This is a genomic window from bacterium, assembly GCA_020444065.1.
GTDB lineage: Bacteria > Sumerlaeota > Sumerlaeia > SLMS01 > JAHLLQ01 > JAHLLQ01.
On record JAHLLQ010000001.1, the window covers coordinates 1,215,022 to 1,239,558 of the forward strand.

21 protein-coding genes are annotated in these 24,537 nt (G+C 60.0%); 13 read left to right on the forward strand and 8 right to left on the reverse strand.

All coding sequences use genetic code 11. The annotated features are described in order from the left end of the window. Window positions 1–6: 6 nt before the first annotated feature. Together KQI84_04465 and KQI84_04470 are read right to left on the reverse strand one after the other, a co-directional pair. Window positions 7–1,191, reverse strand: coding sequence for a hypothetical protein (locus tag KQI84_04465; GenBank protein MCB2154115.1), 1,185 nt, complete (start codon window positions 1,189–1,191; stop codon window positions 7–9). Window positions 1,192–1,193: 2 nt separating this feature from the next. Next, on the reverse strand, window positions 1,194–3,323 hold the full coding sequence (locus KQI84_04470) for a serine/threonine protein kinase (protein MCB2154116.1): 2,130 nt from the start codon (window positions 3,321–3,323) through the stop codon (window positions 1,194–1,196). Window positions 3,324–3,999: 676 nt separating this feature from the next. On the opposite strand from KQI84_04470, the gene KQI84_04475 reads away from it, so the two are divergent. The 5 genes from KQI84_04475 (at window position 4,000) to KQI84_04495 (ending at window position 12,138) form a co-directional block, all read left to right on the forward strand. After that, window positions 4,000–4,683, forward strand: coding sequence for a class I SAM-dependent methyltransferase (locus KQI84_04475; GenBank protein ID MCB2154117.1), 684 nt, complete (start codon window positions 4,000–4,002; stop codon window positions 4,681–4,683). 110 nt (window positions 4,684–4,793) lie between these two features. Then, a complete protein-coding gene (locus KQI84_04480; GenBank protein MCB2154118.1) occupies window positions 4,794–9,155 on the forward strand; it encodes a polysaccharide biosynthesis protein in 4,362 nt (1,453 codons plus the stop codon). 5 nt (window positions 9,156–9,160) lie between these two features. Continuing rightward, entirely contained in the window at window positions 9,161–10,486 is a 1,326-nt protein-coding gene (locus KQI84_04485; protein MCB2154119.1) for an HlyD family efflux transporter periplasmic adaptor subunit, read from the forward strand. Between the two features lie 62 nt (window positions 10,487–10,548). Beyond that, window positions 10,549–11,184, forward strand: coding sequence for a nucleotide exchange factor GrpE (gene grpE, locus KQI84_04490; protein ID MCB2154120.1), 636 nt, complete (start codon window positions 10,549–10,551; stop codon window positions 11,182–11,184). A gap of 15 nt (window positions 11,185–11,199) precedes the next feature. Further along, the gene (locus KQI84_04495; protein MCB2154121.1) at window positions 11,200–12,138 is read left to right on the forward strand and encodes a hypothetical protein; all 939 of its coding nucleotides are present in this window, start codon (window positions 11,200–11,202) and stop codon (window positions 12,136–12,138) included. A 44-nt stretch (window positions 12,139–12,182) separates the two neighbouring features. Here the strand turns inward: KQI84_04495 and KQI84_04500 are convergent, their stop codons facing one another. Next, window positions 12,183–12,485: a hypothetical protein gene (locus KQI84_04500; GenBank protein MCB2154122.1), complete on the reverse strand. Its 303-nt coding sequence runs from the start codon at window positions 12,483–12,485 to the stop codon at window positions 12,183–12,185. Between the two features lie 66 nt (window positions 12,486–12,551). Further along, entirely contained in the window at window positions 12,552–13,487 is a 936-nt protein-coding gene (locus KQI84_04505) for an ABC transporter ATP-binding protein (GenBank protein ID MCB2154123.1), read from the reverse strand. Between the two features lie 177 nt (window positions 13,488–13,664). On the opposite strand from KQI84_04505, the gene KQI84_04510 reads away from it, so the two are divergent. From KQI84_04510 to KQI84_04525, 4 genes are all read left to right on the forward strand, one after another. Further along, a complete protein-coding gene (locus KQI84_04510; protein MCB2154124.1) occupies window positions 13,665–14,381 on the forward strand; it encodes a site-2 protease family protein in 717 nt (238 codons plus the stop codon). Between the two features lie 20 nt (window positions 14,382–14,401). Further along, the gene (trpS, locus tag KQI84_04515; GenBank protein ID MCB2154125.1) at window positions 14,402–15,427 is read left to right on the forward strand and encodes a tryptophan--tRNA ligase; all 1,026 of its coding nucleotides are present in this window, start codon (window positions 14,402–14,404) and stop codon (window positions 15,425–15,427) included. Between the two features lie 167 nt (window positions 15,428–15,594). Further along, a complete protein-coding gene (locus KQI84_04520; protein MCB2154126.1) occupies window positions 15,595–17,004 on the forward strand; it encodes an aspartate ammonia-lyase in 1,410 nt (469 codons plus the stop codon). A gap of 12 nt (window positions 17,005–17,016) precedes the next feature. Beyond that, window positions 17,017–17,166, forward strand: coding sequence for a hypothetical protein (locus KQI84_04525; GenBank protein MCB2154127.1), 150 nt, complete (start codon window positions 17,017–17,019; stop codon window positions 17,164–17,166). A gap of 75 nt (window positions 17,167–17,241) precedes the next feature. On the opposite strand, the gene KQI84_04530 is transcribed toward KQI84_04525, so the two are convergent. Continuing rightward, window positions 17,242–17,664, reverse strand: coding sequence for a ferritin-like domain-containing protein (locus KQI84_04530; protein ID MCB2154128.1), 423 nt, complete (start codon window positions 17,662–17,664; stop codon window positions 17,242–17,244). A gap of 208 nt (window positions 17,665–17,872) precedes the next feature. Further along, window positions 17,873–18,250 (reverse strand): hypothetical protein, encoded by a 378-nt coding sequence (locus KQI84_04535; protein ID MCB2154129.1) that lies wholly within the window; start codon window positions 18,248–18,250, stop codon window positions 17,873–17,875. 182 nt (window positions 18,251–18,432) lie between these two features. Here KQI84_04535 and KQI84_04540 point away from each other — a divergent pair, with 182 nt between their 5' ends. Genes KQI84_04540 through KQI84_04555 form a run of 4 tightly spaced genes read left to right on the forward strand, consistent with a single transcriptional unit; the run spans window position 18,433 to window position 21,475 of the window. Then, window positions 18,433–20,478 carry a chloride channel protein gene (locus tag KQI84_04540; GenBank protein MCB2154130.1) on the forward strand — a complete coding sequence of 682 codons (2,046 nt, stop codon included), beginning with the start codon at window positions 18,433–18,435 and terminating at the stop codon, window positions 20,476–20,478. A gap of 57 nt (window positions 20,479–20,535) precedes the next feature. Then, window positions 20,536–20,868: a hypothetical protein gene (locus tag KQI84_04545; protein MCB2154131.1), complete on the forward strand. Its 333-nt coding sequence runs from the start codon at window positions 20,536–20,538 to the stop codon at window positions 20,866–20,868. Continuing rightward, window positions 20,865–21,158, forward strand: coding sequence for a hypothetical protein (locus tag KQI84_04550; GenBank protein MCB2154132.1), 294 nt, complete (start codon window positions 20,865–20,867; stop codon window positions 21,156–21,158). The genes KQI84_04545 and KQI84_04550 overlap by 4 nt, the downstream gene beginning before the upstream one ends. 14 nt (window positions 21,159–21,172) lie before the next feature. Continuing rightward, window positions 21,173–21,475 carry a hypothetical protein gene (locus KQI84_04555; protein MCB2154133.1) on the forward strand — a complete coding sequence of 101 codons (303 nt, stop codon included), beginning with the start codon at window positions 21,173–21,175 and terminating at the stop codon, window positions 21,473–21,475. 22 nt (window positions 21,476–21,497) lie between these two features. Here the strand turns inward: KQI84_04555 and KQI84_04560 are convergent, their stop codons facing one another. After that, the gene (locus tag KQI84_04560) at window positions 21,498–22,265 is read right to left on the reverse strand and encodes a glycosyltransferase (GenBank protein ID MCB2154134.1); all 768 of its coding nucleotides are present in this window, start codon (window positions 22,263–22,265) and stop codon (window positions 21,498–21,500) included. A 468-nt stretch (window positions 22,266–22,733) separates the two neighbouring features. Further along, on the reverse strand, window positions 22,734–24,212 hold the full coding sequence (locus KQI84_04565) for a pyridoxal-phosphate dependent enzyme (GenBank protein ID MCB2154135.1): 1,479 nt from the start codon (window positions 24,210–24,212) through the stop codon (window positions 22,734–22,736). Between the last annotated feature and the right edge of the window lie 325 nt (window positions 24,213–24,537).

A 24,537-nucleotide genomic window follows, 5' to 3' on the forward strand; every position in this document is an offset into this window, starting at 1 on the left:
CGGCCCTCAGTTCGCCTTCAGGAACTCCAGCAAGCGTTCTTCTGGGACGCGCCCGTCGCCCGCAAAGAATCGCGAGTGGAACTGACCGTTGCCGTCCAGCCGCACAAGGCCGGGCGCGCCGGGCAGGCGATACTGCAACGGCATGTCGGGGAACTCCGCCGTGTCCACCCGGACAAGCACCATGTTCCCCGCAGCGTATCGCAGCGCTTCTCGAGCGCGCTCGAAGTAAATCTCGAATCGATTGCTGTCCAGCAACTGCTTGTTCGTGAACATCAGCAGCACGGGCTTCTCGGGCGCGGCGAGATCCAGGCCCGGCTTATAATCGTACCAGAGCGTCAGCCAGTTCAGATCGACATCGGCAACGGGCGCCGGAGTGGGCGTCGGGGGAGGCAGAGTATTCTCCGGCTCAACCGGCGGCGCATCTGCGAACGGATTGAGAGCGAACCCGGTGGGCAATGGAGTGGGCTCGGGCGTCGGCACCGGCGTTGGCAGGGACTCGTATGCCGACGGCTCGCCATCATACGGATCGGCCGCCTGGCGTTCGGTTAACCCTTCCGGAGTCGTCACGTCCTCCGCCCATGATTGCGTCGAGTGATGGCAGTTCCAGCACTCCGCGATACCGCTTTGAATCATCGCGTGATGGGCGCCGATTGGCGGCGCTTGCTTCAACCCATGGCAGGCCGCGCAGTTGGTGATGCTCACACCTTCGGGCAGCACGTTCGGATCGCTGTGAGGGAAGACCTTCGGCACGCCGGCCGGAGGCGGGAGATGCGTCACATGGCAATCCGCACAGTTCATCTCCGCCACTTGCGGCAACTTGTGATATTCCAACGACGCCACATGGGCGCGCTTCTTCGCCAGTTCGCGCGGGTTGTCGATCTTCAACTGCATCCAGCCTGGCTCGTAGATGGGAGGCGCAAAGTCGGCCTGGTAGGCTTCCATGTAGTTGGAGTGACATTCCGTCGTCGCGCAGCCCGTATTAACAACCGGCGTGAAGGGCTCGCCGTGGCACTTCACGCAAGCCACTGAAGCGTAGCCGACGGAACTGCCTTCGTGATCGTTGTACGGCGTTGCGTAGTAATATTCCTTTGGCTTGCCAATCGACAGGTAGATGATGGCGCCGAGAATTCCCAATGTAACGAGGTAATTCGCGATCAGCATTCCGCTGCTTGGGTGCAGGTCTCTGGCCATCGTCACATCCCCCGATACCAGAGGATACTGAGCACATGGAGCAACGTCAGCAGCCCCAACGCCACGGCCAGCGGGTAGTGAATAATGCGCCAGAATTTGAACACCGTTTGCGAGAACACGGACATGGTCATGCGCGTGTCCTTCGGCGGCGGATTCTTTCCGGCCTGAATGCGCTCGAGCGTGACTTGTTTCGAGATATCGCGCCAGATCGTTGCGCCAACCAGGCCGCTGACAATCACGACAAGGAAGATCAGACTGTTCAGGAACGGAATGATCGGCACGAAATCGTAGATGTTACGATCGGCGTATTGGTAAGTCACTTGGCCTTTAGATAGAAACCCGCCATCCTTGGTATAAAACCATTGGAAGAAGTTTCCGCTGTGGATCGTTACGAGAAAGAATGAAATCAGCGCGCAGAAGATGTGCGCGTACATCCAGACGCGGATTTGCCCGAAGACTGGAATCATTCGTCGGCGCGCCATTGCCACATAGGCAATGAAGAGAACCGCCATCGCGAAGAACGCCGTGCCCACGTCGCCGGTCAGCGACAGCCAACTATGGTGCCCCCAACTGCGCAGCAGGTTGTGAACGGCGATCGCCAGCACCGTCAGTGCTAGCCCCACCGCCGACATCAGGCCGATCTTTCTCCAGATGTGCCGGACACCGCGGTCGCCGATGTTCAGCAGCGACTCGGCCAGGAAGTCTGTCGGCGACTTGATGATTCCTTCGGCAAGTTCGAACGCCTCGATCATCTGGAACAGATCGTTGTAGTCCTTGAAGCGCTCCTCCGGCTGCTTCGCCATCATCTTCTGGAGAATCGCGCTGAACGTCGGGGGAATCTCCGACTTCCGATCGCTGGCGTTCGGAATGGGGGCCTCGATATGGAGTTGCGTCGTCTCGTAGGAGCTCTTGCCGCGGTAGGGCGGCTCGCCTGTGCAAAGGTGGTAGAAGGTCGCACCGAGCGAATACATGTCGGTCTTGAACGTCTGCGGCAGGCCGGCGGCCTGTTCCGGCGAGATGTACAGCGGCGTTCCGACAATCTCGTCGCTTTCGAAAGCGCCCGAATCGGAAATGATCGCCGCCAGGCCAAAGTCCACGAGCTTGAGATCGCCCTGGTCGCTGATCAGGATATTCCCCGGCTTGATATCGCGGTGGATCACGCCGGCCTTCTTCGCCCGGTGCAGTCCGCGAAGACACTGCTTCATAAGATTCGTGCAGACCTCGACGGGGACCGTTTCATCCTCGGAGATCAAGTCGCGCAGCGTGTGTCCCTCCACCTTCTCCATCGTGAAGTAGTGGAGTCCTTCCGCCTCTCCGACATCGTAGACTTGAACGATGTTCGCGTGCGTGAAGGAGGCGAGCGTGCGAGCCTCTTCGAAAAACTTGTTAATGTAATTCTCATGCTTCGCCATGTGGGTTGGCAGGACCTTCAGCGCCACGCGGCGATCCAGGGCGATCTGCGTCGCCTCGTAGACATCGCCCATGCCGCCGGAACCCAGTCGTCCTTCGATCCGATAGCCGCCGAGGTTTACGCCGACAAGGTCCAGGTTCTCCCCCGCCGCGGCGCGACGAATCCTGTCTCGATCCGCATCGGTCATCTGCCGCGCGCTGGAAACACGCTGGGCGGCCGCCGATCTCGATGCGCCCTGGGACACGTTTGAGGAAATGGGGGATTCTTCGGTCAGAGCCGGCTCAGCCGGAGGAGCCTCGCGCGGTGAAAGCTCGCTCGAGTCTGCCTTCCAGAGCTCCACGGAGGCCGAGCTTTGCTGATCCGGCTGCCCCTCGGCGGGGCTCTCCGGGACGGTTTCTTCGGCCAGAAGCCCCGCCTCGCCGGGATCAAGGAGCAGCGTCTCTTCACCTTCCTCGACGCGCACTGTTCTTTCCGGTTCGACCTGTACGGTTCGCTGCAGTTCCAGATCTTCGCCGATCTCGCCATCCAGGCTCTTGCGAAGAACGCGGAGCTGATCCTCGGAGATGTAGCCCTGCTCGACCAGAATCTGCCCGACATCGTAATCGCTGTCGTGATGGAGGGCCTCGCGCGCCAGATCCACGAGCTGATCCTGTGTGATCAGCCCATGCGTGATGGCCGCCTGCAATAAGGCTTCATTTTCCGAACGGTCTGGCGTCGCCATGGCCTGGCCCAAGTCGTGAGTTCGCTGCTGACTAACGATTTCGACCACAGGAATCCCGGCAGGCCAAGTGAAAACCGGCGCGTCGCGGAACCGCGGTCTTTCGGCGCTGCGCCGTGGATTCGCGATGGCACAAAAGAGACACTCGTACAATTTTCTTCGCTGGCTACGCCAAAGGGAGGAAAATCAAGGGGTCGAGAACTTTTTTTTTGCATTCTCCAAACCGGCACAAATCACGCTCGGTCAGGTCGTCAGAGGGCAAAGGCACTACCTCTGAGCAGGGGGCACTCGAGCACTCCAGAATCCGGGGCTGGTTCTGGAGTGCCTTCTTTTTAGGCCCATAAAGGAATATGGTAGCCGATTTCAAAGGGCTGTCAATTATTCCGACGTCAATCCCTCCGTGGATCCTCTGAATACTCCTCACGATCCTTCACACGGGCTCCTGCAGTCGCCGACTGCAAATGAATTCCTCACAGGAAACCCATTTGGGTCCTGTTGCATTCACGCAACGGAACTCGGTTGCGCAACGCAACAAGGTGAAACAATCTACCCTCATGTTGTGGGACGAATTGAGGGGAACGGACCTCCGATGCTTTGTGGGTATTGCCAATCTGATCTGCCTGAATCTGATGGAAACTCGCCGGCCTATCAGCCCTGCCCTTGTTGCGGTTCATTGAATATGCGACCCCTGCCCGCAGTGGAGACCAACGACTATTTCGAAGGCCCGGAAGCGGTCGCGCGAATGGATGAGGCAGACTGCGCACGGCGGGATTTTCTTCGCGCTCGGCTCGAACGTTTGGGCGCGGCGAATGGTCTGCTCTTCGAGATTGGCTGCGGCACGGGTCGAGTCCTGGAGATGGCGCGCGAGACGGGCTGGCAGGTCGCGGGCATCGAACTTTCGGCGGCCCTGGCCGATCAAGCGCGCGCCTTGAATCCCGGCGCGAGCATCCCCGTCGGCGACGTGCTCGAAGTCGAGGATCTCCCTTGGGGAGAGTGCGCCGCGGTCGTCGGTCTCGACGTGATCGAGCACGTCCTGGATCCGGTCGCGATGCTCCAGCGAGTGGCGCGTCTCCTCCAGCCCGGCGGCGCCGTCCTTCTCCATACGCCGAACGCTCGGTCCATCCGGGCGCGCCTCCATCGGGAGCACTGGAACATGCGGATTCCGGAGTACCACTTCCACCTGGCGACGCCGGCCGGGATCGAGGCGGCTCTTGAGAAGGCAGGACTGCGCCTGGAAGCCCTCTCCACGACCAGTGGCACGGGAAAAACCGACGGTTTCAGACGGCTTGCCGAAGCGGGCAAAGGCGCCCTGCTCCGGCCTCTGCGGCTGGGCAATGCGCTGGAGGTCCTTGCTCGTAAGTAACCCGACCCCAACCGCTCGCCGGTCTTCATCTATGGTTGTGTCCCGGGCCTGACCCACCCATGATTCTATGGTTTGAAAATGATGCTCCGCGTACCGAGGTCTGAGACTCGATGGCTCTTCTTGATTCCCGTGTATTCCGCCGCTCGTTGCTCTTCGCGATCGATCTGATTCTATTGGCCTTAGCCTGGATACTCTCCTACTCGCTGCGGTTCGAGTTCTCGATCCCCAGCCTGCCGGAAGATCCATACGCCGGCCAGATGCTGGTGATGATCCCGTGGGTCGTCGGCCTGCAGCTCGTTTTATTCGCGGTCTTCCATCTCTACCGAGGCATCGTCAAGTACGTCAGCACCGCCGAATTGCGTACGATCATCATCGCCACTGTAATCAATGTGGGCGTCTGGTCGGCCTTCAATATGTGGGTTCAGCATCGGGAGCAGTTTCTCCAGATGCCGCTTACGATGGATGCCAGCACGGTGCTGCGCATTCCCTACGGAATCCTGGGCATCTATTTCTTCATCTCGATTATCTTCGTGGGCGGGCTGAGATTCTTGCGACGCATCTGGGTCGAGAGCATAGGCGGCCATTTCGACGAGGACGCCCCGGCTACACTGATCGTCGGTGCAGGCGATCTCGCCGAGAATGCTCTTCGCGACATCATGCGTTCAGAAGCCTCACCCTATCGGCCGGTATGCGCAGTCACGACCACCTCGCCGCGAGTCGGCTCATCGATTCAGGGCGTGAAAGTCGTCGGCACCGTCGATCGAATTCCCGAAGTGCTGGATCACTACGAAATCAAGGCGGTGCTGATCGCGCTCGAAGAAGACGATCCGAAGGTTCTCCGCAAGGTCGTCCAGGAATGTCAGGACGCCCAGGTGGCGTTCCATATCATCCCGACGATGCGCGACATCACGAGCGGCAAGGTCGATGTGAGCCCCGTGCGGCGCGTCGGCATCGAGGATTTGCTCGGCCGCGAACCGGTGAATCTGACGCTGGCCGAGGATCGCAACTACCTGCGCGGCGAAACGGTTCTGATCACCGGCGCCGGTGGTTCGATCGGGTCGGAACTCTCACGCCAGGTCGCGTGGGCACGCCCGAAGGCAATGCTCCTGCTCGGCAAGGGCGAGAACTCCATTTACGATATTCACTCGGAGCTTGCCCCCAAGCATCCCGAGATCGAATTCCACGCGCTTGTTGCCGATGTGCGCGATCAGGCCGCGATGACAGGTATTTTCGAACTGCACCGCCCGACGATCGTCTTCCACGCGGCGGCGCACAAGCATGTGCCGCTGATGGAGGTACAGCCGGGCGAAGCGGTGAAGAACAATATTCTCGGCACGGCCACGGTGGCGTTCCTCGCGCACCTGGTGAACACGAAGAAGTTCGTGCTGATCTCGACCGACAAGGCCGTTCGCCCGACGAGCGTCATGGGGGCGACAAAGCGCATCGCGGAGACGATTGTGTTCAGCCTCGGCGAACGTTCGCGAACGACTTTTCAGGCGGTTCGATTCGGAAACGTGCTGGGCAGTCGAGGATCGGTAATCCCGCTGTTCCAGCGGCAGATTGAAGCCGGCGGACCAGTGACGGTCACGCATCCGGAAGTCACGCGCTTCTTCATGACAATCCCGGAGGCGGTGAGTCTGCTGCTGCAGGCCGGATCGAAGTCGGAGTCGCGCTCGCTTTTCCTGCTCGACATGGGCGAGCCCGTGAAGATCGCGGATCTTGCGCGCAACATGATCACGCTCTCCGGCCTGAAGCCCGGCGCGGACATCGAAATCAAGTACACCGGCCTGCGCCCCGGCGAGAAGTTGCGCGAAGACTTGCTGACCAAGGAAGAAGGCGCCCAGGCGACCGACATCGGCAAAGTGTGGGCAACAAAGCCCAAGTTCATCCCCACGTGGAAGGAAGTCCAAGGGCTTGTGACCGAATTCCGCGATATGGCCGATGCCATGGACGATCGCGGCATTGTGGAACTGCTCCGTGACACCGTTCCGGATTTCCATCCGACGACGCTGCCGGACCTCACTGATCGCGAGGCGCTGCTACGCTTGAAGGACCGGGCGATGCAGGAGCTCGAGGGTCTCGCAACGAATATGCGATCAGAGCTTGGCCTTGAGGGCGTTGAAGTCGAAGAGCCCGCGGTAGATGAAGTGGCGCCCGACCAGGACGACGAGCCCGAGACCTTCGATGGGCCCGAGATTCCGGAGGAGGTTCCGGAAACGCCGGACATGTTCCCCGAGGGCGAAGACACAGCCCCACCGACTCGGCCGGGTGTTGTGGCGCGCCACCAGTCGGAGCTTCTGGATCGTGACGAGGAAGTCGAAGATCGCACCGTCCCGGCTGATGATATCGAAACACTGGAATCGGATGCAGCCCCAGACACGAAGACCGAGAGCGCCCCGGACGTGGACGAGGACGACGATAAGCTGGGATACGAGAGCCTTCGGACTCCCCCGCCACTGACGGCGGATACATTGGCGGATCTGGAAGGCGCCAACGCAGAAGACATCAATCCGAAGACGGTCGAGATCGAGAAGCCGAACTTCGATGAAGAGCCCGAATCGGACGAGATGGTCGATGAGTTGATCGCTCCCGTTCCGGATGTTCGCTCGGATGGCGAAGGACTCGAACATCCGGCTGCGAATGACGATCGGGAATTGACCGATTCGGATGTGATGCGCACGCCTCCCCCCATCTCAGAGCAAGTCCTGGAGGAGATGGGTGGCGAGCGCGGCGAAGAGTACAAGACGGAAGAGGTTTCATCACTCGATCTCGAGAAAGACCTCCTCGACGAAGACACCGCCCCGCCGCTCCCCGATGAAGAACCGGAGCCCGAGGCAGATGCCCAGGAAGAGCTCTGGGAAGATGAGATAGAGGAAGAGCAGCCGGAGAGTCTCGTCCCAGAGGAAGTCCACGAAGAGGAAGTCCACGACGAAATCGTTGACGAAGAACCAACCCGAGAGGAACCGGATGCTGCAATCGAGCACGAATTTGACATGCCGCCGCTCGCCTACTTCCTCGCCGTCGAGGCGGGTCCCGGCCTGGCATCGACGTTGGCGCATTACCTGGATATTCTCGGCCCGGACGACATGCTGCTGCTTGCCGGCCCGGTTGCGCAGCACGATATCCCCCCCGACTATGCCGACCGCGTAACGCTCATCGGCGAAAGTGGTTCGCCCGGCGCGGCCGATTGGAACAACGCCATCGATAGTTGCCCGATCGGAGCGATCTTTGTCGCGGCCTCTCCTGAGGCGCGCATCCTGCCCACACTGGCACCACGGCTCGCAGAGGCATTTTCCCGCGAAGAAGTGGCCGTCGCGTATGGCGACTACATCGAACGCGATGCCGAAGGGAACGAGTCACTGGTCGAACTGCAGGATCACGCCGGCTGTCCGCACGAACGATTCGATTTCGGACCGGTGATTGCCTATCGCGCGGGCATGGTTCAAGCCGTCGGAAAACTGGACGAGGAGTTGGAGTTCGCCTTCCAGTACGATCTGCACCTGCGCCTGATGCAGGAAGGTCTGTTCGTTCGGATGACCGAGCCCATCGCAGTCGTGCCGGCGGCCGCATCTGACCAGGTAACGGCGCTGCACTCGCCCGGGCGGGGTCCTCTTGGCGGGTTCTCATACGTTTTCTATCCGCCGGAGGTGGAAGCCGAAGTGACCCAGGTGTTCGAGAAGGCACTGCGCCAGATCGGAGCCTGGATCGATCAGCCGACCCATCGCGTGCCCACGCCTGATGAGGAGCCCGAAGTCACCGCGTCGATCGTGGTTCCGGTCCTGAATCGTGAGGATACGATCGGCAACGCCATTCGGAGTGTGCTGGAAGGAACCTACCAGGACTTCGAGATCATCGTGGTCGACAACGGTTCGACCGATCAAACCTGCGATGCTGTTGCCGAGTTAATTGAAGAGGACCATCGCGTGCGCCTGATAGATGGCATGGGCGATTCGATCGCCTCCGCGCTGAACGACGGAATCCGCGTCGCCCGCGGCCGATACATCTGCCAGTTGGACAGCGATGACGAGTACGTCCCGGAGACCCTGGAACGCATGATCGAGCAGTTGGAATCCAACCCGAAGTGCGGCCTCGCGATCAGCTACTATCGCCTGATCGATGAGGAGGGAAACGTCATTGAGGATGTTCCGCCGGTCACACACACGGGTTACTCGCGGAACCAGATCGTGCGACGTGACGGCGCCGGAGCAGTTCGCGTCTTCCCGAAGACGGTGCTCGAGGAAATGGGGCTGTACGACGAGGAGCACTACGGAAACTTCGGCGAGGACTATGATATGGTCCTGAAGGTTTCGGAGCGTTACGATGTAGATCGTGTCAGCGAGGTGCTGTATCATTATCGCCGCCATTCCGGGAACACGGACATGACGCGCGATCCAAAGACGAAGTATGTGAACAAGAACCGGGCGCGCCAGATGGCTCTGCGCCGACGCATGAGGATGAACGAAGAGAGGTGAATGGGATGAGGGGTGCGCGAATCCTTGCGGGATCGATAATCGCCGCGGCTCTGCTGTTGGGCAGTTGCAACGACACGAAGTCCACGAGCCTGCCTGCGGGCTCGACAATGACTGTGCGCGCCGGCGAGTACAGCGAGGCCATCGAAGAAATCGGCGTCGTTGAGTCAACCCGCGTGGTTCCGATCTTGATTCCATTCCGCGGACGCTTGATCGAGTTGATCGAGTCCGGCACTCCTGTACACAAAGGCGACGTTGTTGCGGTCATGGAGAATCAGGACGCCGCCGACGACGTCAAAGAACGACTGAATGACCTGAAGAACCTGAAATCCGAACTCGAAGCGACGATCGAAAGCCTCAAGATTGAGTTGCGATCGAGTACTTTGGATCGCGACCTGGCCGAGTCGGAACTCGAGTACAATCGTCTGCGCTTGAAGGATGTAACCCAGCGACTCGGCGAAACAGAAGTTCTGCTGCAGAAAGCCGTCGTGCCGGAAGACGACTTGCGCGAAGCCCGCAGCAATGCGCAGAGCACCAAGCTCAGCACATGGAATCAGGATCTTGGCTTCCGCTCGGAGGTGACTTCGCAGGTCAGCGAGCAGTCCTCCAGCCAATCTCAGATCCGTCGCAAGGAACTGCAAAGCAATCGCGCCCGCCGGGAACTTGATGAAGCCCAGGAACGGATCGACTCGGCACAGATCAAGGCGCCGATCACGGGGATGTTCCTGCGCACCAAGAACTGGAACTGGCAGAAGCACTCGATGGTGGAGGCCAAGGCGGGCGATTCGATGCGCCACGGCCAAGTCGTCGGCGAGATCCCCGATCTGGAATCGATGATTGTGCGCACACAGATCGCAGAGAATTACCTGACCCGCGTATCTGAAGGCCATCCCGTACAGTTGAGCTTCGATGCCCTGGATGGGAAGGTCGTCGAAGGCATTATCAAGAGAATCGGCAAGGTGGCCGTGGAGCGCGAAACCAGCGCGGGCGGCGCCATGATGCAGACCGAGGGCTACTCCGGCCAGAAGGTCTTCGAGGTCGAAGTCGGATTCCATGTCGAGGATCCCCGCCTACGCCCAAGCATGACGGCTCAGGTCCGCATCGTGCTTGATCGGCAGGAGGACGTGCTGACGATTCCGTTGGATTCGATCGTCAGGCGCGAAGGGCGTCCGACGGTCACGGTGATTGGGTCGAATGGGAAGCCGGAAATCCGCCCAGTCGAGCTGGGAACGAGCAACGGCAAGGAAGTCGTCGTCACTTCCGGCTTGCGGGCTGGGGAGACGATTGCCAAAAGCGGACTCGCCCTGGAAGCATCGCACGGACGCCGGTCGTAAATGCTGCAATCTGAGGCGAACGGCCCTTCGCCGGTCACAATAATAAAGAGGAACGACTTGAGATGAGCATGAGAGGAAATCCCGGTCCCCTTCCCGTGCCGCCGTTGGCATCCCTGCGGCGGCGCAAGAAGTACCAGCTCAGGCGCCGCAGCTATGCCAGCCAGCCCGTTACGCTGGCTGCAGACGATTCGGAACGCCAGGCTGAACTGGAACGCCTGCGGGACCTCGTGCATCAATTGGAAACACAAATGAAGGAAGCGCAGGACAACGCACTTCGCGCGCGGGCCGACGTCGAAAATCAGCGTCGCCGTCACCAGAAGGACAAGGAAGAGCTCCGCAAGTACGCCACCGAGGACCTGATGCGTTCGCTGGTCGCCCCGATGGATCACTTCGGCCTCGCGATGCTGTCGCTTGAGACCGCCAGCAACGTCGATTCTGTCCGCCAGGGCGTCGAGATGATCCACCGCGAGATCGTCTCGGTGCTTCAAGGCGCCGGTCTCGAACTGATTCAGCCGACTGGCCAGCAATTCGATCCGAACCTGCACGAGGCCGCCGCCACGGAGACTCAACCGGATCAGCCGGAAGGAGTCGTTCTCGAGACGATGCGTCCGGGCTGGGCCTTGAAGGGCCGCGTCATTCGTCCCGCCATGGTCAGTGTAAACAAGATCGACGGCCCCACACCGACGCCGGAGGGCTAAGCGCGCTCCAACTTCATGAGGACCATCGCCACACGCCTGTTTCTGTGTCTCAGTCTACTGCTGCCGTGCTTCGCAGCGGCACAGCTTGCTGCTCGGATTCAGCCGCTCGGCGTGCCGCAGAATGAGCCGGCGGCCGAATTCTACGCACGCCAACTCGGCGCCGGAGAGAATGTCCAGGCGCTGATTCAGCCGGGCGAAGGAAAGCTGCTCGACCCGGTTTCGATCCAGGCCACCTGGAACGGCGATCTGCTGCCGACGATGGTGTATTATCCAACGCCGGCATTCGCCCTGATGTTCGTCCACCCGACCGACCCGCTAACGACCCAAACAGGAACGTTGGTGTTCGCGGGCAAGACGCTCGATGGTGAGTCTTTCAGCGCGGGCGATGAGTTGGACGTCCCGGGCACCGAGCCGACGGATAGAATGGCGGAGGGCTTCCCACGCGTTCGCGTTCTCGATAGGGAATCGCAGTTGCCGATCGCACAGGCTCGCGTCTTCGGCCAGCGCATTCGCGATCTGTTCACGCTAACGAACCGTGCGGGCATTGCTCTTCTGGATGCGCCGAAACGCAGCACACCGGATCCTCACTGGGCCTGGGGTCCGGGGCACGTCGCGCAACCATTCGACCCAAGGACATCGCCAACGATTTCGCTCGTGGCTATGCCGCAGGGGCTCGATGCGCCATGGCTTCCGGCGGAGCTTCCGGAAGGGATCGACGCCGTCTCAGTCAGGATATCCACGGCCGGCGAATTGCCAGGACAGTTGCTCGCCTGGGTTGGCCGCACGTGGTGGGTACGCCCCAGTGATGCCGGCGAGTTCCAGATACCGATTATTCCGGACTACGATCAGTTCGAAGTCATCGTGCTTTCGCCGGGATATGCGCCGGGGGTGGCCCACATCGGTCCAAAAGACAAAGAAGCGCCGCCCGTCGAGATTCGACTGGAACGGCGCTGAGAACGATCATCACCGCCCGCCTGTTCAGCGGGCGGTTCTTATTGTCAGTCCTTCTTCTCGTGCAAGTCCTTCGCGCGCTTCACTCGATCGTCAGTTCGCTTCATGACGCTCTCAGCGAACGCAACACCGGCCTTCAGGAATTCCTTTTGGCTGTTGGCCAGATGCTCGGTCACATCGACGGGAACGGTGCGCAGGACGGAATCGCAAATGTGCTGCACGGCCTCCTTGACTTCCTCCGGCCGCATCCGCACGCGAAAGCCTGTCTTGCCCTCGTCCTCTTCGTAATATGTCTGGAACGGTTCCTCTTCGGTCTTCTCTTCGTTGTTTTTCTTCGACTCGTCTGCCATGGATGAATCCTCCGGTGGGGGGTCATTGAGAGTGTACTGTCCAAGGCCGGTTTCGCCAAGGGAAACTCAGGCAGTCGCCGCAACCTTCTCGGGCTCGTGCCGGATCAGGGAGATGAAATACTCTTCCAGCGATTGGGTCTTGCTTTCCGTGCTGATCAGCCGCGCGCCTGCGGACGAAAGAGCGCTCAGTGCCTTCGTGTAGTCCTCCACGCCGGCGATAGAAACAACGCGCTGGTTTCCGCGCTCCTCGACGGAGTGTTTTCCCAGTTCCGTCGGCATATCGCCGTCTAACTCGAACACGATCTCGAAGCAATTCATCGGCTTCATCAGGTTCGCGACGGTGTCCGAGGTCACAATCTTGCCGCGATTGACCATGATCACGCGGTCGCATAATTCCTCGACTTCGACGAGCTCGTGCGAACTGAAGAAGATCGTTGTGCCTTGTTGGCGCAGCTTCAGAAGCACCTCTCGAAGGTCGTGACGCCCAACCGGGTCGAGGCCGGAGGACATCTCGTCGAAGACCAGCAATTCCGGCCTGGCGATGATGGCCTGCGCGATTCCGAGCCGCTGCTGCATGCCCTTGGAGAAATTGCGGAGCAGGACGTTGCCTTTGCCGCCCAGCCCGACTTCCTCCAGCAATTCCGGGATGCGCGACTTGAGCTCCGCCCGCGACAGCCCTTGCAGTCCACCGTAGAGCGCGAGGAGCTCGCGGGCCTTCATGAACGGGTAGTAAAGCGCAACTTCCGGCAGGTACCCCAGGCGGCGGCGCGATTCCACGGTGCCGGCCTGGCTGCCAAAGATCTTCACGGTTCCACTGAGCGGGAAGATGAACCCCATCAGTGTCTTGATGGTCGTGGACTTGCCGGCGCCGTTCGGGCCGACGAAACCGACGACTTCGCCGCGCTCGACGTCGAATGAAATCCCGTCAACGGCGCGAACCTTCTTGGCACCCTTGCCGTATTCGACCACGAGGTCCTGAACTTCGATCAATTTGTCGCTCATGGCTCGAACCTCCACTGTCAACGGTCAAACGCCACCAATCCGCTTAGCAATACACTGGCCGATCAGAGATGCGGCGCCAACGGGAAAAGGCCACTTCGCCGTTGACCGACCTCGCCTCCAATCCGCACCCTTCCCGGAAGCTTCGGGCCCCCACGCCCCACGGAAGAAGGCTCTCTGTTGGAATTCAATGCTGCATACGTCGTTCTGATGGTTCCCATCTTTCTCCTGGCCCTCACGGTCCACGAGATTGCCCACGCCCTGACGGCGAATTGGGGTGGGGATTTGACGGCGACGTACCAGAACCGTCTCTCGTTGAACCCGCTGGTTCATATGGACCCGGTCGGAACCGTTCTGGTCCCGATCCTCTCGATCATCAGCAATATCCCGATGTTTGGATGGGCGAAGCCGGTTCCGGTCGATGAAGCTCACTTCCGCGACAAGACATGGAATATCGTGGTCGCGATGGCCGGGCCGTTCTCGAACCTGCTGCTGGCACTGGCCGGAACACTCCTGTTTTCGCTCATCGCTCGGGTCATGGTGATCGGGGGAATTCATGGGTGGTGGTCGTTCTCGGCGAGCGTGGTCCATAGCTTCTGGATGGGAGCGATCTTCTACGTTTCAATCAACTGGCTACTCTGCCTGTTCAACCTTATCCCTGTTCCGCCGCTCGATGGTTCGCATGTCGTTTATCATTTCTTCATTCGCGGCCACGCCGCTCGCTATGGAGCGTGGGACTCCTATCGGCGCTTCGGGATTTTCATCCTCCTGATGCTACTTTGGGCCACGCCGGTGATCAGGCTGTTGTCGGTGGCCGTCTTTGGATTGTCCGAACTCACTCTGCAATCTCTCGGCTTGAATGCCGCACTGGACCAGGCCCTGCGCCTGGCAACCTGACCAACCTCTAAGGACCGATCATGTCTGCACTGCACGAACCGGAAAAGAAAATCCTCCTGAGCGGAAGCCGCCCGACGGGCCGCCAGCACCTCGGCAATTACGTGGGCGCCCTGGCCCAGTGGGTTCCTCTGCAGGATGAACTCGAGTGCTTCTTCATGATCGCCGATTGGCACGCGCTGACCAGCACCTATCGCGATACGGCCTCGTTGCAGGACAACATTCGTCAGCAGACCATCGACTGGCTGTCGGTGGGATTGGACCCGGAGCGCGCGACGATCTTCGTGCAGTCCGCCGTCAAGGAGCACGCGGAGCTGTCGCTGCTGCTCGGCATGTTTGCGCCGCTGGGCTTGATGGAGCGTTGCACGAGTTGGAAGGATAACGTCATCGAGCAAGGAAACGAGGTACTGCGCACCTATGGTTTCCTCGGCTATCCATGTCTGCAGAGCGCCGACATTCTGATCTATCAGGCGCACGTCGTCCCCGTCGGGCGCGACCAGGTCGAGCACGTCGAAAAGACGCAGGACCTGGCTCAGAAGGTGAATCACTGGTACGGCGGCGAGGAGAATCCCGTCTTCCGGGTGCCGCAGTGGAAACTGTCCGTCTCGCCGGTGCTGCTCGGCAACGACGGCCGGAAGATGAGCAAGTCTTACGATAATTGCATCTATATCGCCGATCCGCCGGAAGAGGTAGAGCAGAAGGTCAGCGTAATGGTGACCGATCCGGCGCGCATTCGCCGCAAGGACCCGGGCGATCCGGAGAAGTGCAGCGTGTGGTCCTATCACAAGGTCTTCACGGACGAGAAGCACTACGACTGGATCACGGAAGGCTGTCGCTCCGCGGGAATCGGCTGTCGCGACTGCAAGAAGTTGCTGGCCGACGAGATCAACGCCAAGTTCGCCCCCGCCCGCGAGAAGCGCGCGGAACTGGAGGCCAACCCGAATCTGTGGAAAGACGTCTTGCACGAGGGCAACACGAAGGCTCGTAAACGCGCCCAGCAGAACATGGAACAGATTCGCGAGAAGCTGAACCTGTACGTCGAAGAATAGGCCTCGCGGCCCCGCCTGCAGAATCCCGCCCCGCCCCGACTGAAAGAAGTTGCGGCGGGGCGCACTATTCCTTGCTCCCCCGCCTTGCGATTCGCTACGCGTCAAGGCGTTCGGCGGAGGGGAGCGCTCCCGTGCCGCCACACCTCTCCTCTACGGAAGGACAAGTCATGGCTGACAAGATTCGTATCGAAAAAGATTCCCTGGGTGAGGTCCGGATTCCCGCTCAGGCATACTGGGGAACGACGACCCAACGCGCCCTGGAGTGCTACCCCATCTCCGGGCTGACTCATCACCCGAAGTTCATCGACGCCTACGTCATGCTGAAGCAAGCCGCCGCGATGGCGAACAAGGACTCCAAGGCATTGAAGCCGAAGATCGCAAACGCGATCATCAAGGCGTGCAAGGAGATCCTGAACGGCGAGTTGCGCGAACAATTTGTTGTCGACGTGTTTCAGATGGGCGCCGGCACCAGTTTTCACATGAACGTCAACGAAGTGATTGCCAACCGCGCGAATGAGATCCTCGGTGGCAAGATCGGCGATAACTCGCCCGTGACCGCGAACGATCATGTGAACTTTGGCCAGTCGACGAACGACACCTTCCCGACGGCGATGCGGCTCGGCATTCTGCTGATGCTGCGCGATCACCTGCACAAGCCGCTGATCGATCTGGAAGCCGCCTTTGCCAAGAAGGGCAAAGAATTCGATAAGATCGTCAAGAGCGCACGCACGCACCTGCAAGACGCCGTGCCCATTCGCCTGGGCCAGGAATTCGCCGCGTACGGCGAAGCGATCAAGCGCTGCCATAAGTCCATCGCTTCCGCCCGCGATTGGGTCAAGGAACTGGGCATCGGCGGTTCGGCTGCCGGAACAGGCCTGAATACGGCAAAGGGCTATCGCGAGGCCCTGCTCGTCCACTTGAAGAAGATCTCGAAGATCAATGACCTGAAGCTGAGCCCGAATATGTGCGAGGCCATGCAGAGCCAGCGCCCGATCACCGAGATCAGTGCGGCACTGCGCAACCTGGCGATCGAAGTCAGCCGCATCTGCAATGACCTGCGTCTGCTCTCCAGCGGACCGACGACGGGCCTGTTTGAAATCCAGTTGCCGTCGATCGCACCCGGAAGCTCGATCATGCCTGGCAAGGTGAATCCGTCGATGCTCGAGTGCGCGAACATGGTGTGCTTCGAGGTGATCGGGAACGACACGGCTGTTTCCTGGGCCGTTGGCGCGGGACAGCTCGAGTTGAACGTCATGATGCCGCTGATGCAGCACAAGGTCATCTCGTCCATCCACGTGATGGGGTCGCTGGTCCGTCAGTTGACTGATCTGTGCGTGAAGGGCATCAAGGCCAACCCGGACCGCTGCCAGCGCTACGTCGAAGGCTCGATGGGCCTGGCGACGGCGCTGAACGTATACGTCGGCTACAAGAATGCCTCGATGGTGGCAAAGGAATCGCTGAAGAGTGGCAAGACGCTGATCGAGGTCACCGTCGACAAGGGCCTGATGAAGGAAGAAGAGCTTCGCAAGGTTCTCGATCTTCACGCGATGACGAAGCCAGGTATTCCCGGAAAGTAATGGAGCGGCAGCATGGATCTCCCGGAAAAATGGCAATTTCTCGGTCTCTTCTGGTGGATCCTGCACGTCTTTGCGATCGGGCTGGTATTCTTCCTGGGCTTCATGATTGGCCGCGTGTCGGCAGAGAAGCCCGATGGCGAGAAGAACGACGAAGAGTGGTGAAGTGACAGAATCGAGAGAAAGAAAATGCCCGCCGACATCGCGTCGGCGGGCTCCTTTTTCGGCACGTATCGGAACTTACAGGCCGCGCAACACGCGTCCCAGTTCACGAGCATGGCCGGCTTCGTCCGCGGCCATGTCTTCAAGGCGAAGCTGCAGTTCAATCAGGCCAAGTTCGCCTGCCAATGCAGCGTGCGCGCGATAGTTCTCGACGTCTTCGAGCTCCATCTTGCGATCCAATTCGATCATCTCCTTCAACGTTTCGGGCTTCTCGAAGGGCTTCGGTGTCGTTGTCGGCTCTCCGCCCATGTCGACGATGACGTTCATCAGGAAAGTCGCATGTCCGAGTTCATCGGGCACTTCGCTGCTGAAGATTTCAGCGGCTTCGCGGCCGACGAGTCCAACGCACTTGCTGGCCTGATAGCTGTAGCGGATCACCGTCCCCAGTTCCGCTGCCAGATCATCGTTCAGTCCCTTAATCAGTTCCTCTTTTGTTGCCATGTTTTCCTCCTTAAGTGTTCCGAGCAATCATGCCTCGGGGTTCGTTTATTCCCCGTGTTACTAAGCGAATTCCCTGCCGAAGGTGGCAATGGGAACCCGCTCTTTTTCCTCCATTCCGATACTTATAAACATGCCCAAAAAGGTCTATACTAGAAGGTCAATAGAGGTTGTGTCTCGTTGACCCAATCGTGCCGAGATCACGCAAAGATTACTCCGGTTGCTCCGGTCGACGAGCGAGGAATTCCACTTCGAATTCCTGTCCGCAGAAGATGCACTTCGACGCAGTGCGCGGGCTGTTGCGGTGACACTTGGGACAAGCCCGTGGTGTCTTGTCTTCGCGAACACGTCCGTCGCGAGCCCCATCGAGCTCATCGACATAGACCATCCACTCACGGAACTCATCTTCTTGAATGACCTTCTTCTCCAGCAAGATCATGAGCAAGGTCTGGATGAGCAGGTTCTGCCGTTCGAGCAGCAGTCTCATCTCTTCGATGCCGCCGCGTGCCTGCGTATCGATCTGTTTCGGCGCATTCAGAATGCGATCGGCGGATGCATGAATTGCTGCGGCGGCTGCGTATGGAATCATCGGTCTTCGGTCCCTTCGTTTGTTTGCCTTCCCCAAGCTATATCGGCCCAGATGGCCCTTTATTCAAGGCTTTTCGGGGAATCGCCCCTTGTCTCGCGCAAAGACTCCCCTTGCCGCCCCTCGCAGTCACGGCCCACCGTCGAGGGCCTGCAGTAAGTCCCACGGGGAGAGCACTTCGCCTCATGTCGATGACGGTCCTTGCCAACGGCCTGCGCCGGGTCAACTCCCGGCTGCGCCGAACCGAGCACCTCTACATGGTCATCGTTGCGGTGGCCGTCGGTCTGCTCGCCGGCCTGTGCGCCGTGGGATTCCGCGAGATGATTCATCTCGTTCAAGGGGTCGCCTGGAAAGAATCGAAATACACACTGGATCACATCCGCGATCTCCCAGTCTGGTGGAAACTCGTCGTCCCGACGGTCGGTATGTTGATTGTCGGCCTGATCGTCCAGTTCTTCGCCTCCGAGGCGAAGGGCCACGGCGTTCCCGAAGTCATGGAAGCCGTCATCCTGCGCAACAGCCGAATTCGTCCCCGCGTCGTGATCGGAAAGATGATCGCATCGGCATTGTGTATCGGCACCGGCGGATCGGTGGGACGCGAAGGCCCCATCGTGCAAGTGGGCGCATCGCTTGGCTCGACCGCCGGGCAGTGGCTGGGCCTGGGCGAGCGCAGGATGCGAACGCTTGTCGGATGTGGCGCGGGCGCAGGCATTGCCGCCGCCTTCAACGCACCCGTCGCCGGCGCTCTGTTTGCCGTTGAGATCATCCTCGGTGACTTCGCCGTCACCCAGTTCTCCCCCATCGTTCTCGCGTCCGTTTCCGCAACGGTGGTTAGCCGGCACTTCCACGGAGACTTCCCGGCTTTCCCGGTTCCGAAGTACTCCCTGGAAACGCCGTGGGAATTGTTTGGTTATGGAGCCTTGGGCATCCTCGCCGGCCTGGGGGCTTTGGCCTTTATTCGGATTCTCTACTGGAGTGAAGACTCGTTCGAGAAGATCAAGGTTCCGCTGGCCGTCAAGACGACGGTGGGCGGTCTGCTTGTGGGGCTCATCGCGATTCGTTTTCCTCAGGTGCTCGGCGTTGGCTACGAGGCGATCGACGATGCCCTCGGTGGCAACACGGCCTGGACAATGTTGTTGATGCTGGCGCTGGTCAAGATCGTCGGCGTTTCCATCACAATCGGATCGGGCGGTTCGGGCGGCATCTTTGCTCCGTCCCTCTTTATTGGAGCAATGTTAGGCGGCGCGATTGGTACAGTGATGGGGGTGATTGCCCCCGGTGCCGTTGCGTCTCCCGGTGCCTATGCGCTTGTCGGGATGGGCGCCATGGTTGCCGCCGCGACGCATGCGCCGATTACAGCCATCCTGATCATCTTCGAACTGACCAACGACTACAAAATCATTTTGCCACTGATGATTAGCTGCATCATCGCGACGCTGCTTTCATCGCAGTTGCAGAAGGCCTCAATCTACACGCTGAAACTGCTCCGTCGCGGCATCGATGTGACCGAAGAACCGTCCGCAAATCTGCTGAAGAACGTAAAGACCGAGCGGGCCATGCGAAAGGCCGAGGCCAAGGTGAAGCCCTCCGATCCGCTGACCGCCGTGATTGGGAAGTTCATCGATCATCCCGGCGATAGCATCTTCGTCGTTGGAGAAGAGGACAGGTTCCTGGGCGCGATCACGATCGATGAGATTCGACCCATCATGTCCGATCCTTCGAGCTTCGAGCATCTCATTATCGCCGAGGACCTGATGGTATCGGGCAGCCTTCCAGTAATCTCGCCGGATGATTCGCTCGATTCGGTCATGCAGGCCATGGGCGACTATCGCTACGAAGCTCCCGTCGTCAAAGACGGTAAGTTGCGCGGCGCCATTCGCCCCGACGATGTGATTCGCCAATATAACGAGGCGCTCTTCAAGCGAGAGACGGCGCCGACAATGGCCGCGGCAATCACTCGCCAGTCCACGATGCACCCGATTCCGGGCGTCGAGGACCTCGGCCTGGCGGAGGTCCCGGTGCCGGATTCGTTTCTCAACAAATCCCTCCGCGATCTCGATGTTCGCGTGCGCTTTGGCGTCACCATCGTGCTGATCCGAATGCAGGCCGATCCGAGTTCCACGGAACCCGCCCCGACCATCGCGGCAATGCCCAATCACGTCTTCCGCCCCGGCGAAGCATTGATTGCCGTAGGATCCTCCGAAGGACTGAAATCGCTCGAAGTCGGATAACTGCTTGAATACAAGCCCGAGACGGCCGTAAATACCTGTAGGAACAGGAGGCCGACGGTGGCGGACTATCCGCAGGGACAAGAGACTTGGGCGAACTATCGATCCGAGCGGGAGCGGATCCCCGACGGTGGCATCGAGACGTTTATCCTTCTCCTGATTTTCATGGCGATTCTTGGGGCAATCGCTGGTGCGCTTGTCCTCTTCTTCACCTTAGGAAGACTGCTCGGAGCCCCCTCGTTACACACTGGCGAGATAATGACGCTCCGGGAGGCATATTGGCTCTTGGGCGGGTTTGCCGGCGGCGGAGCCCTGGTGGGAATGCTGCTGGTCGTGAGAAACTGGGACTGGAGGCGAACACTGGACCTGCTGGAGAAGGAGGATAAATCGTGAGAGGCCGCCCTCGTTATTCCGATAATGGCAATCCGTGGACGGATTTCCGGACCGCTCGGCCGAAGCTGCCGAAAGCAGGAATCCGCGGCGCGTTTCTGCTCGGGATTCTCCTGGCGCCGATCGGTATGTTTGTTCTGGTCGTCGATCTCCTGCCAGTGTTGTTCGATTCTCTTGTTTTCGACCACCCCGGCGATCTGGAACCCATCGGACGCGTGGCTGCGATCGGAGCAGCGCTGGGTTTTCTGAGCGCGTTCATCATCTGGGAGTGGCGCACGAAGGACGAATCCTGAAGAAGGAGAGCACGATGCCGAACGATCTTGGAAACGGCGATCCCTGGGCGGGGTTCAAAGCACGTCGCGATGAACGCCCGGAGGGCGGCATGGGGACCTTCGTGATGGTGTTGGCCTTCATGGCCCTGCTCGGGGCCACACTGGCCATTCTCGGCGTCTTCTTCATCTTCGATTGGGACCTGACGTGGGGAACCGATGTCAGCGAGACACTGACATTCGAGCACATCCTCGTGATCTTCGGCTGTGCGGCGGGAGTTGGTGCCGCAGTCGGCGTCGGAGCCGGCCTCGGACTCTGGAAGGCGGGAAAGAAAGAGTAGTTCGTAGGGCGAAACTTGCCGGCTATTCTTTGCCCTTCAACTTGCGACGGCCGGCGGCCAGGAGGCGGAACGTTTCAAGGATCGTTGTACCGAGCTCCAGCTTGCTCTCCCCCACCTTGCGATCGTAGCGAAGGATGAACGATACCTCGCGAATCTTCGCGCCCAGCGCGGCCATGTTGACAAGCAACTGGTCAGTGCATGCAAAGCCGGCGCGCGTAATCAGGTCGTCGCCGTATTCCTTCAACGAACGCTGCACAATGCGCATGCGATAGGCGCGATAGCCGCATGTGTAATCGCGAACGCCTTCCAGGCCAAGGAAGAGCCAAAAGAGGAAGCGCGCGCCGAAGCTCATGAGCTGGCGATTGAGCGGCACGCCGATCTGCTTGCTGCCGCGGCGATAGCGCGACGCGATCACGATGTCCGCGTTCGTCTTGTTCATGCGATCCAGCATGGTCAGCACGTGGCTGGGCGGGTGCGTGTTGTCCGCGTCCATGCAGATGACGACGTCCTTGTCGTTCTCGGAAAGCTCCGCCACGCGCCGCAGGCCCGTTTTGATCGCCTCGCCGAGCCCTTTGTTCTTCTCGTGCTGAACAAGCTCGACGGGCATTCCCTTGGCGATGGCCTCGCGAACGACCTCTGCCGTGCGGTCCTTGCTGCCGTCATCAACGATCACGATCCACGGCTCGGCGTTCTCGGGGAACTCCTTGAACAGCTCCGCAAACGAATCCAGCAACGGAGGAAGGCATTCTTCCTCATTGTAAGCGGGCAGGGCGACAAAAACGCGAGACATGGGCTGGCAGATTCTCCAATCGGTTCAAGCACAGGGCTCAGAGGGAAGCAGGATCAACGGCCTCGGGCAAGTGATTTAGTGTGGGCTGGGGGCGGGACGCTCATCTTGGCCCTGCCTTGGCCCCCTACGGGGACCGAGAGAACCTCGTCTGCATCCCCGGGCTCCCGAAGGTCGCCCGGGGCCATTCAACTGATCCTCCTTCGGAGGATTCTGCGGCCCGGTACATTGCAGAGAAACTCCCCTTCTTTGAGGAGGTCCCCCGACTGGGGGGCGAAGTTCTGGGGCCCCAGGTGACCGACGCGCTTGTCCGCCGAAGCGCAAAGCGCGCAGGTGGATGGGAGCGAATCTGGGGTTGGGATGCTGAGGCGACTCGTCCCCGAAGGGGGCGAAGATTGCCCGATGTACCCGACAAGAGAAAACGGGCGGGACCGATGGCCCCGCCCGAGGAGAGATATCTCGGATCTTGGATTACGCGTTTGCGCCGGCTTCCATTTCGGACAGCAGACCAACAGTCTCGTTGAACTGCGTGATCAGGCGGTCGATGTCGCCGCGCTGCGCCACGACGTTATCCCAGTAGTCGCGGTCGTACCACTGCGCGTTCAGCTCGTCCAGGTCGCTCGCCTGCTGCTCGATCCACGTGTAGTACTTCAGGTTGTGGATGCGCTTGCGATCTTCGTACGTCAGTTCGAGCAGGTTGTCGATGCGTTCGCCCATCAACCAACGATGGTAATCGGCGGCCGCGCCGGCCTCGGTGTACTCGATGTGCGAGAGCTCTTCCATGCGCGAGCCGTACAGTTCCATCGAGTCCGTGAAGATGGTGGCGACGATGTCGTCCTCGTTGAGTTCGTGGTACTTCGCGAACTTGATAGCGGACAGCAGGTTACCGATGCCGCTGATGCCAAGAAGATTCAGGTCGGAGATGACATCCTGCGAAACTCCCTGCTTCTTCAGATACTCGTGACCGACTTCGTGGTTGAACAGGCGCATGAGGTTGATCGTCGCGTTATCGTCGATCGCGGCCACGAAGTCCGTGTTGCGCACGTTGTGGATCCAGGGAACGTGCTTGTCGCCGATGCCTTCGATGCGGTGACCGCCGAAGCCGTTGTTCAACAGCGTCGGGCACTGCAGGGCTTCGCCGGCGATGATCTTGATGTGCGGGTGCAGCTTCTTCAGGTAATCGCCGCAGGCGATGGTGCCGGCCGAGCCGGTGCTGGAGGCGATGCCCGCCAGACGACTGCGCGAATTGCCCATCTGCTCGAACACTTCCTGAATCGCGCGACCGGTGACCTCGTGGTGCCACAGGTAGTTGCCGAACTCGTCGAACTGGTTGAAGATCGTGATATTGTCACGAGTCTTCCGCAGTTCCCAGCACTTGTCGTAGATTTCCTTCACGTTCGATTCGCAACCGGGGGTGGCGATCACTTCGCCGGCAACCTTCTTCAGCCACTGGAAGCGCTCCTGGCTCATCTCTTCGGGCAGGATCGCGATCGATTCGCAGGCAAGCAGCGCGGCGATGTAGGCGCCGCCGCGGCAGTAGTTGCCGGTCGACGGCCAGACGGCCTTCATCGTCTCGGGATTGAACTGGCCGGTGATCAGTCGGGGGACAAGGCACGCGGTCGTCGCACCAACCTTGTGCGCGCCGGTCGGGAACCACTTGCCGACCAATCCGAAGATACGGGCCTTTACGCCCGTGATCTCGCGCGGAATCTCCATGAAGTTGACGCCGCCGTAGCCGCCGCCCGTTTCCGTCGGTTCGTTCTTCCACGTCACCCGGAACAGGTTCAGCGGATCGACATCCCAGAGTCCCGCGCCCTTCAAGCGTTCCTTGATCACTGCCGGGATCTTGCCCGGATCGATCATCTGCTCGAAGGTGGGGATAATAATGCTGCGCTCGCGAGCGCGACGAACCGTCGCCTCGAATTGATCTTCACGAATGGTCAAATCCATGGGTTCCACTCTTTTCCAAGAATTCCGGCCGTCGGGGCGTGGCCCTCTCCCACCGGGGTAAACGAGGATGGCTAGCAAGACTTAAGGCCTCGTGTCAAGACCCGTGGGTGCCCGGATTGTTGGGGATATCCGGGGGGAAAGGGGTGTCTCCGGCGGATGATAAAAACTTTATCGACGTGCTATAAAAGCCGGTAAAACCTTTTCCCAACAGGGTGCTTTTCTGATGCATTCCGGCACCGGATGGGCACTTTTCTGCCACTGCGATGCCCCTTTTGGGGTCAGAGTGGCGACTTCGGACCTCACGAAAACATGGCGATTGAGACAT

Excerpts from the sequence above, each read along its gene's own strand:
- KQI84_04470 (MCB2154116.1), bottom strand. The coding sequence starts at position 3,323 with ATGGCGACGCCAGACCGTTCGGAAAATGAAGCCTTATTGCAGGCGGCC.
- KQI84_04560 (MCB2154134.1), bottom strand. The coding sequence starts at position 22,265 with ATGTCTCGCGTTTTTGTCGCCCTGCCCGCTTACAATGAGGAAGAATGC.
- KQI84_04565 (MCB2154135.1), bottom strand. The coding sequence starts at position 24,212 with ATGGATTTGACCATTCGTGAAGATCAATTCGAGGCGACGGTTCGTCGC.
- KQI84_04485 (MCB2154119.1), top strand. The coding sequence starts at position 9,161 with ATGAGGGGTGCGCGAATCCTTGCGGGATCGATAATCGCCGCGGCTCTG.
- KQI84_04465 (MCB2154115.1), bottom strand. The coding sequence starts at position 1,191 with ATGGCCAGAGACCTGCACCCAAGCAGCGGAATGCTGATCGCGAATTAC.
- trpS (MCB2154125.1), top strand. The coding sequence starts at position 14,402 with ATGTCTGCACTGCACGAACCGGAAAAGAAAATCCTCCTGAGCGGAAGC.
- KQI84_04500 (MCB2154122.1), bottom strand. The coding sequence starts at position 12,485 with ATGGCAGACGAGTCGAAGAAAAACAACGAAGAGAAGACCGAAGAGGAA.
- KQI84_04495 (MCB2154121.1), top strand. The coding sequence starts at position 11,200 with ATGAGGACCATCGCCACACGCCTGTTTCTGTGTCTCAGTCTACTGCTG.
- KQI84_04480 (MCB2154118.1), top strand. The coding sequence starts at position 4,794 with ATGGCTCTTCTTGATTCCCGTGTATTCCGCCGCTCGTTGCTCTTCGCG.
- KQI84_04475 (MCB2154117.1), top strand. The coding sequence starts at position 4,000 with ATGCGACCCCTGCCCGCAGTGGAGACCAACGACTATTTCGAAGGCCCG.
- KQI84_04525 (MCB2154127.1), top strand. The coding sequence starts at position 17,017 with ATGGATCTCCCGGAAAAATGGCAATTTCTCGGTCTCTTCTGGTGGATC.
- KQI84_04540 (MCB2154130.1), top strand. The coding sequence starts at position 18,433 with ATGTCGATGACGGTCCTTGCCAACGGCCTGCGCCGGGTCAACTCCCGG.
- KQI84_04520 (MCB2154126.1), top strand. The coding sequence starts at position 15,595 with ATGGCTGACAAGATTCGTATCGAAAAAGATTCCCTGGGTGAGGTCCGG.
- KQI84_04535 (MCB2154129.1), bottom strand. The coding sequence starts at position 18,250 with ATGATTCCATACGCAGCCGCCGCAGCAATTCATGCATCCGCCGATCGC.
- KQI84_04555 (MCB2154133.1), top strand. The coding sequence starts at position 21,173 with ATGCCGAACGATCTTGGAAACGGCGATCCCTGGGCGGGGTTCAAAGCA.
- KQI84_04530 (MCB2154128.1), bottom strand. The coding sequence starts at position 17,664 with ATGGCAACAAAAGAGGAACTGATTAAGGGACTGAACGATGATCTGGCA.
- grpE (MCB2154120.1), top strand. The coding sequence starts at position 10,549 with ATGAGCATGAGAGGAAATCCCGGTCCCCTTCCCGTGCCGCCGTTGGCA.
- KQI84_04505 (MCB2154123.1), bottom strand. The coding sequence starts at position 13,487 with ATGAGCGACAAATTGATCGAAGTTCAGGACCTCGTGGTCGAATACGGC.